Origin of the sequence: Arcicella rosea, assembly GCF_014204325.1 — a bacterium.
GTDB lineage: Bacteria > Bacteroidota > Bacteroidia > Cytophagales > Spirosomataceae > Arcicella > Arcicella rosea_A.
In genome coordinates, this window is the sequence record NZ_JACHKT010000004.1 from 105,934 (window position 1) to 120,423 (window position 14,490).

Annotated in this window: 11 protein-coding genes; 8 read left to right on the forward strand and 3 right to left on the reverse strand. The window is 33.8% G+C overall.

Going from position 1 to position 14,490, the window contains the following annotated elements; genetic code table 11:
- Positions 1 to 34: 34 nt before the first annotated feature.
- The 7 genes from HNP25_RS04210 to HNP25_RS04240 all read left to right on the forward strand — a co-directional run bounded on the left by HNP25_RS04210 (position 35) and on the right by HNP25_RS04240 (position 9,050).
- Positions 35 to 238 carry a hypothetical protein gene (locus HNP25_RS04210; protein ID WP_184130789.1) on the forward strand — a complete coding sequence of 68 codons (204 nt, stop codon included), beginning with the start codon at positions 35 to 37 and terminating at the stop codon, positions 236 to 238.
- A gap of 25 nt (positions 239 to 263) precedes the next feature.
- On the forward strand, positions 264 to 1,268 hold the full coding sequence (gene gwsS / locus HNP25_RS04215) for a grasp-with-spasm system SPASM domain peptide maturase (RefSeq protein ID WP_184130792.1): 1,005 nt from the start codon (positions 264 to 266) through the stop codon (positions 1,266 to 1,268).
- Complete coding sequence (locus HNP25_RS04220; protein WP_184130795.1) at positions 1,249 to 2,973, forward strand: hypothetical protein; 1,725 nt, start codon at positions 1,249 to 1,251, stop codon at positions 2,971 to 2,973. The genes gwsS and HNP25_RS04220 overlap by 20 nt, the downstream gene beginning before the upstream one ends.
- Before the next feature lie 16 nt (positions 2,974 to 2,989).
- Entirely contained in the window at positions 2,990 to 4,354 is a 1,365-nt protein-coding gene (locus tag HNP25_RS04225) for a glycosyltransferase (protein ID WP_184130798.1), read from the forward strand.
- 218 nt (positions 4,355 to 4,572) lie between these two features.
- On the forward strand, positions 4,573 to 6,762 hold the full coding sequence (locus HNP25_RS04230) for a peptidase domain-containing ABC transporter (RefSeq protein ID WP_184130801.1): 2,190 nt from the start codon (positions 4,573 to 4,575) through the stop codon (positions 6,760 to 6,762).
- Between the two features lie 71 nt (positions 6,763 to 6,833).
- Positions 6,834 to 8,192 carry an HlyD family secretion protein gene (locus HNP25_RS04235; RefSeq protein WP_184130804.1) on the forward strand — a complete coding sequence of 453 codons (1,359 nt, stop codon included), beginning with the start codon at positions 6,834 to 6,836 and terminating at the stop codon, positions 8,190 to 8,192.
- 132 nt (positions 8,193 to 8,324) lie between these two features.
- The gene (locus HNP25_RS04240; protein ID WP_184130807.1) at positions 8,325 to 9,050 is read left to right on the forward strand and encodes a head GIN domain-containing protein; all 726 of its coding nucleotides are present in this window, start codon (positions 8,325 to 8,327) and stop codon (positions 9,048 to 9,050) included.
- A gap of 325 nt (positions 9,051 to 9,375) precedes the next feature.
- On the opposite strand, the gene HNP25_RS04245 is transcribed toward HNP25_RS04240, so the two are convergent.
- From HNP25_RS04245 to uvrB, 3 genes are all read right to left on the reverse strand, one after another.
- A complete protein-coding gene (locus HNP25_RS04245; RefSeq protein ID WP_184130810.1) occupies positions 9,376 to 9,717 on the reverse strand; it encodes an ArsC family reductase in 342 nt (113 codons plus the stop codon).
- 41 nt (positions 9,718 to 9,758) lie between these two features.
- A complete protein-coding gene (locus HNP25_RS04250) occupies positions 9,759 to 11,192 on the reverse strand; it encodes an amidohydrolase (RefSeq protein ID WP_184130813.1) in 1,434 nt (477 codons plus the stop codon).
- Between the two features lie 160 nt (positions 11,193 to 11,352).
- Complete coding sequence (gene uvrB, locus HNP25_RS04255) at positions 11,353 to 13,383, reverse strand: excinuclease ABC subunit UvrB (protein WP_184130816.1); 2,031 nt, start codon at positions 13,381 to 13,383, stop codon at positions 11,353 to 11,355.
- 184 nt (positions 13,384 to 13,567) lie between these two features.
- Between uvrB and HNP25_RS04260 the strand changes: the two genes are divergently transcribed.
- Complete coding sequence (locus HNP25_RS04260; protein ID WP_184130819.1) at positions 13,568 to 14,431, forward strand: glycoside hydrolase family 16 protein; 864 nt, start codon at positions 13,568 to 13,570, stop codon at positions 14,429 to 14,431.
- Positions 14,432 to 14,490 lie beyond the last annotated feature (59 nt).

Genomic DNA, 14,490 nt, shown 5'->3' on the forward strand with positions numbered 1-14,490 from the left:
TAGTATTGATCCCTCAATACATGAAATTCACTCAGTGAATATTCTATTAGCCGATTTTTTACCATTTGATGAAACAGAATACCAAGACACCCTTTCTAAATTGGAAGAGTATCACAATAGAGAAAACGAATTAGTAAAGTGTTCAATTTACAATGATGATAGGATGGATATTTATCTATTCAATAAGTATATTTCAAGAACTTTTGATTTAGATAAGTGTAAAATTACAGGGGAATAATTTTTAAATTTTAAGCAAGAATTAGATGAATTCAGCAAAATATTTTTGTTTATACTCATGTTGCATTCCTGTAAAAGGTTTCAAGAGGAGTACAATCTGTGATTTGCAGAGAAATTCTTACATGTATATTCCTAATTACTTAGTTGATATATTATTGAAAGGTAATTATAAAGTAAAAATTAATGATAAAAATAATGAACTAAATAGTTGGTTATTTAGAATGGCAGAAGGTGATTATGGATTTTACACTGATAATAAAAATACGATAAACTCTATTAGAAAAATTGACCTTTCATTTGAAGAAATTAGACCAATTACAAACTCAATTATTGATTTTTCTCCATGTTCCAATCATGATACAAGTGAAATTTTTAGCCAATTATCACAATTATTATGTGAGTCAGTTGAACTTAGGTTTTTTCATAGTGAAACGGTTGAAAATATTTCGGATATTCTCGAATCATCAAATGATAGTACTTTTCGATCTATTGAAGTATTAGTAAAATATAATGAAGAATTACATACTAAGGATAAACTTCTACTATTGTTTAAAAGGTGCAATAGATTGTTAAAACTTACTCTCCATTCAGCAGTTGATAATTATATTTTTGAATTAGATGTTAATGGTAAGATAATTATATATGTTACGGATATTATTGATTCAGAAAGTCATTGTGGAGTCATTTCAAAAGGTTTTTTCTCTGCAAACCTTCCACTTTTCGCTGAGGCAATTAAGTATAATTCGTGTTTGAATAAGAAAATTTCTATTGACAAAAATGGTTTCATTAGAAACTGTCCAAGTTGTAAAGAAGATTTTGGGAAATTTGGCGATATTTCATTACAGGATGCTCTTAACTTAGAGCAATCAAAATATTTATGGAATATTAATAAAGAAATGATTGATGATTGTAAAATTTGTGAACATCGATTTATGTGTCAAGATTGTAGAGCATATATTAAGGATGAGAAAAATATACTTTCAAAACCAGCTAAATGTAATTACAACCCCTATGAAGCAGCTTGGAGTTAAAAAACTTTATGTCATTGTTTCTTTAATGTTTTCTTTTATTATTGAATCTTGTAGATTCAATAAATTGTTGGTGAAAGCTAATAAAATTGACAATGATTATTATACGTACTTTTCAAATTCAATTCTTGATACCAAAATTTCATTTTATGGAGATTATGTGTTTGAAAAAAAAATAAAGCCACTTAAAATTGAAGAACATGATAACTTTTTAAGTAATAAGCGAATAACAAATTTATTTTATACAAAAACTACCACATCTCCATTTTTCCATTGTTATGGATTTGTTTTAAATAAAAATGACTCCATTTTTTACAAATCGCATGGTTTTAAAACATATAAAAAAAATATTTTAATCGGAAGTATCAAAAAGACAAAGGAAAATGTATTTCTGCCTTGGATTATATCATGTAAGAATTATGACCTTTGTTTACAAACAAGTGGTAGTTTAGCGGAAAATATTAATGAAAACTATACAATAGATTTTATATCTAATATTTTACAAAAAGAATTTGAAGAAATTACTTCAAGTGCTATTTTACTATCGTTAGATACAATGAATAACTTAGAAAATCCTTTCAAGTTGGCAGAAAAGTCCTTCAAATCTCTCAAAAGGGGAAATTACATTAATCCAATAACCAATTTAAAAGCAAACGAAGAAAAATATAAATTGGATTCAACATACAGAGATTTATTTTTTCAAAGTATAATAACTTATTATACGTTTCTTGGTGACAGAGAAATGACAGAATTATATAAAAAAGAGTTTTATGGAAATGAAAATCCTTGGCAAGATAGACTAAGTGGTATAGATTTTAAAGAAAACTATATCACTGAAGAAAAAGTTTATGCTGAAATGTTAAGTAGTAATCAGGTGATTATGTTTAATGAATCTCATATACACCCAATGAATAGATATGTAATTTCAAAAATGTTGCCTCTTTTAAAAGAAAAAGGATTTAAATATTTAGCACTTGAAGGAATAAATGAAGATGCCAGAGTTTTGATGAAAAGGGGGTATCCAACTATAGATACAGGCTTTTATACACGAGAATACCAGATGGCAAACCTTATAAGACATGCACTTAAGTTAGGATTTATACTTGTTGATTATGAAGACTATGAAGAAGGGAATCGAGAATATAATCAAGCTCAAAACTTATTTAGCAAGACAATAAAGAAAGATTCAACTTCAAAATTAATTGTTTTAGCTGGAGGTTCTCACATAGATGAAAATAGTGTAGCTGAACACAAATGGATGGCTGAATTTTTCAAAAAAATATCAAATATAAATCCACTAACAATTAATCAAACAAGATTAAATGAAATTAAAACGAATAACGTCATAGACGCTTTTCCGATTGTATTTTTGAACGCAACAAACAAAAAGGATACCGTTAAAAATGATATTTTTCTCCTAAATAACTATAATGGCTACAACCACATTTTAACTTATGAGGATTGTCCACATTTGAAATTAAGCCTGCATGATTTCACAAAAGCAAAGAAAACCAAAAACCTAATACAAATATTTATTTGGGAGGAATATAAAAAAAGTAAGAATGTATTACCTTGTTTTTCGTATTATGGTATTGAAACCATGATAAATTTAAAGGTACCAAATGGATATTATGTCGTGCATATTAACGAAGAGAATGAGTATAAAAAGATTCTCATAAAAGATATGTCAATCAGTTTTGTAGATTGACTTTTAAACCTTTAAAATGAAAGAAAATATTTTATTCATAACTACTCCAATTTTTAGTCACATAATTCCGACATTAGAAATTGCTAAAATACTATCTTCACAATATAACATCTACTATTGTGTTCACAACGAACCCAATAAAAAATTAGTTGAAGAGAACGGACATAAAGCATTTATAATGAATAATCCAAGATTTGGTAATGGGACGGATGCTTTTTTGTTATATGATGAACTAAAAAATAGTAGCAACAATGCTATTTCATTCTTAGCGGCTACTAAATTTTATTTAAAAAATTCTCTTTTCAAAAGACGACAAATGGAATTAGATAAAATAATCTTTGAAATTAAGCCCAAAGCAATTTTTATCGATATATTTTCGTCAACAGATTATATTGTTTTGTACAAGTATCGCAAAACTATTTCGCTATCATTTTTTAGTCCAATGCTCTCAACTTATGAACTTGGAAATTTCCCTCTCGTTACAAATGGCGAGTGGAATAGTACAACCATGCTTCCAATTATATCAGAAAAGCCAAACTTACTGACCAAAATTTCCAATTTTTTGGTGGGAAATAACCCTGTTTTTCAGATTAAATATAACTATTGGAGGCAGTTAATGTTTATGTCCAATAAAATTTCAGTGGACAATCCATATCTAATGACATTTAAGAATGTTAAGGAGATATTTCTATCTCCAATTGAATTGGAATTCTCATCACAGATAATTAAAAAAAATCAATATTATTTAGGATTATGTATCGACATTGACCGAAAAGAAAAATTGATTGATACAAAGTTTATTGATGAATTTCACAAAATCAAAAACTTTAAATATGCTCACTCAAAAAAAATCTTGTATTGTAGTTTTGGCACTTTCTTTTCAACAGTAGAGGAGTATAAAGAAATTACCAATTTTTTATTTGCATTTATTGAGGCATTAAAAAATAATAGCTCATTAATAGTCTTGATTTCGGTAAGTGATAGTATTAGTAAAATTATCACTCAACAAATCAATATTCCAAGTAATTTTTATTTTTTCAGTAACGTCCCCCAATTAGAGGTACTTAAATTATCGGATATATTTATAACTCATGGAGGTTTAGGTTCTATAAAAGAGGCTATTTATTTTGAAGTACCATTAATAGTGTTTCCTTTAGATCTCAACTGGGATCAATGTGGCAACTCTTTAAAAGTATTTTATCATGGTATTGGGCTTCGTGGAAATCTTCGGGAAGATGAACCATATCAAATTTTGGAAAAAGTTGAAGAAGTTTTAAAGAATGAAATCTATAAGCAAAATATATCTAAATTAAATGAAATGGTTAAAAAAAAATATACATCACAAAAAATTTTAAATGACTTAGATAGAATAATAAACTAAATTGTACATACTTCTCTTTATTGGTAATTTTGTTTGTCATTGACCTCTACTCAAAATTTATCTTTTGCAAAAAATTCACCAAATGAACTGTATTCTTACATGCTTGTATATGCAAAGTTAATGGATATTCAATTATTTAAAAACTCTTTTAATCACATCTAAATCGCCAAATATTTTATGTTTAGAGATTTAGATGTGTTCAATATAATCCCTAAATCATGCCCCAATTCCCCTTCTACCAACAACTCGACCAAATGGATTGCGGCCCTACTTGTTTACGCATGATAGCGAAACATTATGGGCTTAGTCTTAATATTCAAAGGCTTCGAGATGCTTCGGGTTTTAGTAGAGAAGGAGTTTCATTATTGGGTATAGCCGAGGCGGCTGAGAGTGTGGGTTTTAGAACCATTGCTGTAAAAGTTACTATTGATAAATTAATCAAAGATGCCCCCTTTCCTTGTATTATTCACTGGCAACAAAATCACTTTGTGGTTTTGGTAGAAGTACAAAAAAATGCTGTTTTGTTAGCTGACCCAGCCAAAGGTTTACGCAAAATGCCTAAAGATGATTTTTGCGAGCATTGGGCTACGACGCAAGAAGATGGTCAACCTGTTGGAGTAGCCTTGCTGTTAGAACCAACCCCTGCTTTTTATGAGCAAGAAGACGACAAAAAACAAGGCTTAGATTTTTCTTATCTCCTTAAATATCTTTGGTCTTATAAAAAATTATTAGTACAATTAGCCATTGGCTTGTTGGTCGGTAGTGGCTTGCAATTGGTTTTTCCCTTCCTTACGCAATCTATTGTTGATGTTGGTATTCAAACACGTAATCTAAACTTTATTTATGTCATGTTGGCGGCACAATTGATGCTTTTTGCCAGTAGAACCGTTGTTGAATTTATCCGTTCTTGGATATTACTGCATATTAGTATCCGTATCAATCTCTCAATCCTTTCTGATTTTCTGATAAAACTGATGAAGTTGCCCATGTCATTTTTTGATACAAAAATGTTTGGCGACATCATGCAACGCATTGGCGACCACAGCCGTATCGAGCAGTTTATGACGGGTCAAACGCTCAATACGCTTTTCTCTATGGTCAACCTGCTGATATTTGGTTGTGTGTTGGCTTTGTATAGTTTTCCTATCTTTTCCATCTTTATGATTGGGTCTGTTTTGTATGCCTGCTGGGTTGTACTTTTCTTGAAAGAAAGGAGAAAATTAGATTTCAAAATGTTTGATGTCGCTGCCAAAAATCAAGGCTCATTGGTACAATTGATTCAAGGGATGCAAGAAATAAAATTAGCCAATGCCGAGCACCTCAAACGCTGGGAATGGGAGCGTATTCAAACCAGAATGTTTCAATTTCAAACAAAAGGATTGGCTTTAAACCAGTACCAACAAGCAGGAGCGTTTTTCTTGAATGAAGGAAAAAATATCTTAATCACTTTTTTCTCTGCCAAAGCCGTCGTTGATGGTCAACTAACTTTGGGGACAATGCTGGCAATCCAATATATTATCGGGCAACTGAATGCACCGATAGAATCGTTAATTCAATTTGTACAAGCTGCTCAAAGTGCTAAAATTAGCTTAGAACGATTGAATGAAATCCATGAATTGGAAGATGAAGAGAAAAAAGAAACATTAGCCTATAAAAATGTGGGAGAAAAAGGAGCGAGTATTAGCCTAAAGAATATCAGCTTTACTTACCCCGGAGCAGGAAATGAGCCTGTACTAAAAAACATCCATCTGAGCATTCCGAAAGGAAAGATAACGGCTATTGTAGGCATGAGTGGCAGTGGAAAAACGACATTGCTAAAATTATTATTGAAGTTTTATGACATAAAAGGAGAAATCAAAATAGGAAACGCTCCCTTTGATAGCTTTAGGGCAAGAGATTGGCGGAGTAAATGTGGGGTTGTGATGCAAGATGGCTTTATTTTTTCTGACTCTGTTGCTCGCAATATCGCTTTGGGTGACGAACAACCCAACCTTGAAAAACTATACCATGCTTGCGAAGTGGCTAATATTTTACCCTTTATCGAAAGTTTACCTTTGGGCTTTAATACCAAAATTGGTTCGGAAGGCAATGGAATAAGTCAAGGACAAAAACAACGCTTGTTGATTGCTAGAGCTGTCTATAAAGACCCAGAATACTTGTTTTTTGATGAGGCTACTAATGCACTTGATGCCAATAACGAAAAGAAGATTTTAGAAAACCTTGATGAATTTTTTAATGGAAGAACGGTTATTGTTGTGGCACACAGACTAAGTACCGTAAAAAATGCCGACCAAATTGTAGTGCTTCATAATGGCGAAATAACAGAAATTGGTACGCACGAGAGTTTGACCATAAAGCGAGGAGAGTATTTCAATTTAGTAAAAAATCAATTAGAATTAGGAAATTAGTAGTATAGGTTTCCAACCTGTCTTAGTTATACTGAAAGAAACACAGGTTGGAAACCTGTGCTACGGAATATATGGAAATTAATATTAAAGACATAAAGCCTCCAACGGTCTATTTGAACGGCTCACAACCCCAAAAAGCAGACCCACCAAGACCAAAACTTGAACTTCGCTCAGAAGAAGTCAATGAAATTTTGAGTAAACGACCCGCTTCAATTATTCGGTATGGGTTAACGATAATCGCTTTGTTGGGCATCTTGGGTTTGGTAGCTTCATGGTACATTAAATATCCTGAAATCATCAAAGGAAATGTGATGATTACGACTGAAATTCCACCATTGAAAGTGATTCCCAAAGTTTCAGGGCGATTACAAAGATTGTTGGTGAAACCTAATCAATTGGTAAAACAAGGAGATTTTATTGCTGAAATAGAAAATACTACTCGTCTTGAAAACTTACCCATTCTTCAAACACTGTCTCAACAACTAAAGATGTATTTACAAAATACGTCTTTAAAAGTAGTTTTTCCTTCCAATACATTCACATTTGGTGATTTACAAATAGAGTATAATAACCTGCTGAAAAATTACCAAGAATCCGAAAGACTTTTGGGAGATGCTATCTATCTACAACGCAAGAATATATTAATACAACAGATTAATGATTATAAAAAGTTAGTAATTATCAATCAACGACAAGTTGAAATCAATAAAGAGGAGTTTAGTAATGTAGAGACTAAATATGTGGCAGACAAAAAGCTTTATCAAGATAAAGTATATGGTAAATTAGAGTTTCTAGCTTTTGAAAACACTTTTTTACAAAAGAAGAAAGACAATGAAAACTATGCCAAAGTATTGGTAGAAAATAGTTTGACGCTCTCGGAAAGACAAAAGCAATTGGTAGAATTAGATTTTGAATATCTCCAAAAAACAAGAACCTATCGAGACAATATTCAACAATCAATCCAAAATATTGATAATCTTTTAGCAAACTGGCAACAGAATTATGTAATTACAGCACCTTCAAATGGCTCTTTAAGTTTCTTAAAAAATCTCACTGAAAACCAAATGATTCGTGCTGGTGATACGCTATTGGCGGTATTGCCTCAGCAACAAGCCATAGTTGCTTTTGCCAATGTTTCAGCTCAGAGTTTTGGGAAAGTAAAAATTGGACAGCAGGTAATTATAAAATTAGTTAATTACCCTTTTGAAGAATACGGAAGTTTATCTGGCAATATTCAAGAAATTGAATCTACGCCTATGGGAAATCAATACAGAATAAAAATCAAGTTACCTACAGGACTGAAAACAAATTATGATAAAATCCTGCCTTTCAGAACAGAAATGGAAGGCTCTCTGGAAATTATTACTGAAGACTTGAGATTATTAGAACGAACTTTTTATGGACTTCGCAAAATACTTAATCAACGGTAAATAAAAACCTGTCAATTACGAACAAACAACAATTAACCCAACTTTAAGTACTAATCCATACAACCTCAACGTTCTTTTTTGCATCTAAGTGATAGTTTTCAACAAATCATTCACAATAAGCAAATTAAGGAGATGAGAAAAATAAGAAGTGTATTCGTGTTATTATTGACTTCTGTGTCGTCAATGGTTTTAGCACAACAAAGTCAGGATGTTACTTTGCAATCGTTCAATAAAATAGATATGCAAGGCATTATGCAAGTAGAATTGGTAAAAGGCAAAGTGAATAAAATAACAACAGAAGCCTTGAATGGAGCAAATCTTGAAGATTTAACCGTTGCTGTTTCGGGAGATGAGCTTTCGGTTAAAACTAAAATCTTCAAACAATTGACCGATAAGGATAATAACAAAAGGAAAGCCAACACGCAGAAGTTATTTAAAGTAAGAGTAGAATATATCAGTGATTTATCAAGTATTAAGGTAGGTCGTGGAGCAGAATTAGAAGCACAACAAACATTATCTGGCAATCGTTTATTGATAGACGCAACATCTGGGGCAACGGTGAAATTGAATATGAATGTTAATAATTTAGAATTATCAAGTGTACAAGGTGCGATTGTAAACCTAGCAGGTAAAGCTCAATTTCAGCAAACAAGAGTAAATACAGGAGGCGAATTGTACGCCTATAATTTAGTAAGCGAAGACATAGAAATAAAAGCTAATACTGGAGGCGTTGCTCAAGTAAGTGCAAGCAAAACATTAGATGCTTCTGCGTGGACGGGCGGAACGATTAATTATAAAGGGAATCCTACCCAAAGAAACGTTAAATCGAATTTAGGAGGAGAAGTTCGCTCTAATTGATTTAAAGATTTTGAATATTAAAAACATGAGTCATCCCGAACTTTTTCTTAGAATAGTGAGGTTTAGGACGATTTGAGAGGTTTTTATCTTTATTATTGTACAATCCTTACTTTTCTTGTCTTGAAACAAGAAAAGTAACCGCAGCGGCGGCCGCAAAAGAAATTCAAGAATTCCTAAACTCGCTTCGCTCAAACAGTAGGAATTCGTTGTCCATCAATCATAAAAAAGCGGTCGAAAAACTAATTTCGACCGCTTTTTTATGATTTTAAAATTCGGGATGACTCATGTTTATTTACTCCAGATTTATGGCTGAAAAGGAAGTATTTCATTTAAAAACTTCTTGATAATTATCAGCATTAAAGCCCATCATTACAATATTATCGCCTTCAATAATTGGTCGTTTAATCATGGAAGGTTTTGCCAACATCAATTCCGTTGCTGTTGCTGCGTCTGTTGCTTTTTCTTCTTCGCTGAGTTTTTTCCAAGTAGTTCCTGCACGGTTGATTAATACATCCCAAGGCTTTTGTGTGAGCCATTCTTGTACTTTCTCTTTCTCAATTCCTTTCTTTTTATAATCATGAAATTCAAAAGGAATATCATTTTCTTTTAGCCAAGTCATGGCTTTTTTCATGGTGTCGCAATTGGCAATGCCGTAAACTTTGTACATGTTTTATAATTGTGAGTGAGTGAATTGTGATTTTGTTAAAATTACTTCCTATAATCCAATGGTGGTTTTCTATCGCCTGCTAAAGATTTGTATTCAAAAACTTTAGTACCACGTCTTTGGTATAATTCTTCTTTCGATTGTTCGATTAATTTAGTGTCTTTGAAGAGATTTTGAGCCGTTTGAGCTATCGTTTGAGCGGCATTCATCATTCCTTTATGCCCAATACTCATGCCATTACAAGCAACAGCTTGCCAACTGTGTGCAGGTACGCCTGTAACCCAAGTAGCGGTTGATAAGCCTGCTGTTGGCGTAACCCAACTAACATCGCCTACATCTGTTGAAGCTGGAAATGCTAATCCAGATGTATAAGGTTTTACTGTTTGTGCTTCTGTGAGTGGAGCAAGACTTTGTGAATTGACGGTCAAACGAATTTTTTCTGCAAATGCTGTTTCTTCGGGTGTATATTTTACGCCACCTACTTTTTCTAAACTCTTTTGCATTTCTTTGGCTAATATATCGTTGGGCAATAAATTGTAAAGACCTGCCAAAATCTCATAACTCATTTTTGTTTCTGTTCCCAAAGCGGCTGCTTCTGCGGTTTTCATTAATCTTTTCCAGATTTCTTCCAAACCTTGTGCCGTTGGATTTCTGATGGTATATTCTACCATGGCATAATCAGGAACGATGTTTGAAGTAAGTCCACCATTTTTTATCACATAATGAATCCTTGTTTCGGGCGAAATATGTTCACGCATGAGGTTTACCATATAATTCATGGCTTCAACGGCATCCAAAGCCGAACGCCCTTTTTCAGGACTTGCCGAAGCGTGTGCTGCTAAACCAGAAAAACTAAAATTGGCTACTCTGTACGCTAATGAAGAATTCGGACTTGCATTATTATTATCGCCCGGATGCCAATGCAAAACCGCATCAATGTCTTTGAATACGCCTTCTTTTACCAAATAAGTTTTGCCTCCGCCAGCACCTTCTTCGGCAGGCGTACCAATGAGGCGAATTGTTCCTTTGATTTTGGCTTTTTCCATCCAGTTTTTAGTAGCAATCGCCGCTGCTACCGAACCTACGCCAAAAAGATTATGTCCGCAACCATGTCCATAGGCATTTACGTATTTGGCTTTTCTGTAAGGAACAGCTTCTTGCGACAAACCGGGCAAGGCATCCATTTCTGCCAAAATACCTATCGTCGGATAGCCCGAACCATAAGTGGCGACAAAGGCGGTTTTCATTTCGCCAACACCTCTTTGTACTTCAAAACCAGCATTAGTTAATTCTGAAATCAATAATTCAGAAGTTTTTTCTTCCAAATAACCCGGTTCTGCCAATTGCCAAATTTTATCAGAAATAGCTGTGTATTTTGCATACTTCTGGTTGAGTTCATTCACAATTTCTTGTTGGGCAAAACCCAAGCGACCCATAAACACACAAAGAGCGACGAGGAGGAGTAAGGATTTTTTCATTGTTTAGCTTTGGTTGATGATTAATATTAAACTCATTTTGGACAAAGATTTTTTTCTGAATTCTCAAGTTACTCGGTAGTAAAAATAATTTCAGGTAATGGAAGTAACTTTTCCATTGAATATTTTTCTTAAAAATTTAATAATTCATTACTCATAATTATCATTTCTTCTCCGCTATCATTTTCTTCAATCCCAACATTTCATCACGCAGTTTGGCAGCAATTACGAAGTCTAATTCTTTGGCAGCTTTTTCCATTTCGGCGTTTACTTTTTTCAGTTGCTTTTGTAACTCCTCTTTACTCATATAAGCCATTACAGGGTCGGCTGCCATGGCTACTTCTTGGTTTTCGCCATAGTAATTGGTTTTCTTAGGTTTGCCCATCACATCCGCAATAGAAGCCTGCTCCATAATTTTCTCTTTCGATTTCAAAATGGTTTTTGGCGTAATGCCATGAAATGTATTATACTCCATCTGAATCGTCCTTCTGCGGTTGGTTTCATCAATGGCTTTTTCCATCGAACCCGTAATTCTGTCGGCATACATTAATACTTTCCCTTGGTCGTTTCGAGCCGCACGCCCTATTGTTTGAATCAAAGAACGAATATCACGCAAGAAACCTTCTTTGTCGGCATCCATAATGGCTACCAAAGATACTTCTGGTAAATCTAAGCCTTCACGCAATAAGTTTACGCCAACCAATACATCAAAAACGCCCATTCTGAGTTCTCGCAAAATTTCTACTCTATCTAAAGTCTTTACTTCCGAGTGAATATATCGGCATTTTACGCCTACTTTATCCAAGTATTTCGATAATTCCTCCGCCATTCTTTTGGTCAGAGTGGTTACTAATACTCTTTCTTGGCGTTCGATTCTGAGATAAATTTCTTCTAATAAATCATCAATCTGATTCAAGCTTGGTCGCACTTCAATTTCTGGGTCGAGCAATCCTGTCGGACGAATGATTTGTTCTACCACTACACCTTCCGAACGTCTTAATTCATAATCGGCTGGCGTGGCTGAAACGAATACGGTTTGACCAGTAATGTTTTCAAATTCTTGAAAAGTAAGCGGACGGTTGTCCATCGCCGAAGGCAAGCGGAAACCATAATCTACCAAAGCTTCTTTTCTGGAACGGTCACCTCCCCACATGGCACGAATTTGTGGCATCGTAGCATGACTTTCATCGACCACCAAAACAAAATCTTCTGGAAAGAAATCTAATAAACAAAAAGGTCTTTGCCCAGCCTTGCGTTGGTCGAAGTAACGAGAATAGTTTTCAATGCCTGAGCAATAGCCTAATTCTCGCATCATTTCTAAATCAAATTCTGTTCTTTGTTTGATGCGTTCAGCTTCTTGTAAACGATTTTCACTTTCAAAAAACTTGATTTGTGCCACCAAGTCATCTTGAATATAATTGATGGCATTCATCAACACATCTCGACCAGTTACAAAAAGATTGGCGGGGAAAATCGCAATCATTTTTTCTTCTGAAAGCTTTTTACCCGTTTGTGGATTAATGCGTTGAATGGCTTCAATTTCATCGCCGAAGAAAATCACACGATAGCCAAAATCAGCATAAGGTAAGCAAATATCTACGGTATCGCCTTTTACTCTGAAAGTACCACGAGTAAATTCTACTTCGGTACGAGAGTACAAAATTTCGACCAAACGATAGAGAAATTGATTACGAGAAATGATTTCGCCTACACCAAAACGAAGAATACTTTTACGATACTCCTCTGGATTTCCCATACCATAAATACACGAAACCGAAGCGATAACAATAATATCTCTTCGCCCCGACATCAAAGAGGAAGTGGTTGACAAACGGAGTTTATCAATTTCTTCGTTAATAGCAAGGTCTTTTTCGATATAAGTATTCGTAGAAGCAATAAAAGCTTCGGGCTGATAATAATCGTAGTATGACACAAAGTATTCTACTGCATTTTCTGGAAAAAACTGTTTGAATTCTCCGTAAAGCTGTGCTGCTAATGTTTTATTATGACTTAAAATTAGCGTCGGTCGGTTGAGTTGCGTAATCATATTGGCAACCGTAAAAGTTTTTCCAGAACCTGTTACTCCTAGAAGCGTTTGTGATTGTTCGCCATTCTGCACGCCTTCAACCAATTTTACAATCGCTTGTGGTTGGTCGCCCGTTGGCTTATATTCTGAGACAAGTTTAAAGTCCATGAATTATTCTCCTATAAATGTTGGATAATATGATTTTTGATGAAGTAATGCAGTTCAAAGCTTATTTAAAAGCATTCTTAAAATTACACAAAAGCACCTAAAAAAGATAGCTTTACAAAACAAACATAGATAGTTAATTGATAGTTTATTGGTAAATTAAAGCTCAATCTCAAAACATTTAACCATGAACAAACTAAAGTACTGCCTACTTGCTGGCATTTCGATAATGCTTTCTCTCAGCAACTCAAAGTGTGCGATGGCACAGTTAGCCAAACATTCAACGCCAAAAGAAATTCTTCCAATTGTTTACCATTTCGAAAGTAAACCCATTTGGTCAGACGAATTTAATTATGAAGGCTTGCCCGACCCTACAAAATGGAATTATGATGTTGGCGGAAGAGGTTGGGGAAACAATGAATTACAGTATTATACCAAAGAAAACCTGAAAAACGCCAGCGTAAAAAATGGCAAACTCATCATCGAAGCCATCAAAGAGAATTTCGATAAAAATACTTATACTTCTGCTCGTTTGGTAACGAAAGGGAAAGGTGATTTTCTGTACGGACGTTTTGAAATAAAAGCTAAACTTCCCTTCGGAAGAGGTACTTGGCCTGCCATTTGGATGTTAGCTTCGGAACAAAATTATAGCGATAAGTATTGGCCAGATAATGGTGAAATTGACATCATGGAACACGTCGGTTATGACCCAGGTAATGTACATGCAACGGTACATACAAAAGCTTTTAACCATGTAATCGGAACGCAAAAAGGTAAGGAAATGATGGTGAATGATTTTGATAAAGCATTCCATGAGTATCGTTTAGATTGGACTCCACAAAAAATAGAAATGTACATCGACTCAAAACTGTACTTTACTTTTGAAAATACGGGTAAAGGTTTTGAAGAATATCCTTTCGATAAAAAATTCCATTTATTACTTAACCTTGCTGTTGGTGGAAATTGGGGCGGAGCAAAAGGTGTTGATGAAGGTATTTTTCCACAAAGAATGGAAGTCGATTATGTGAGAATTTATGCTTTGAAAAAATGATTTTTTAAAGCATAAAACTTTAGTAAGTGAAAAGGCTTTAAAAATTATTTATTACCAGT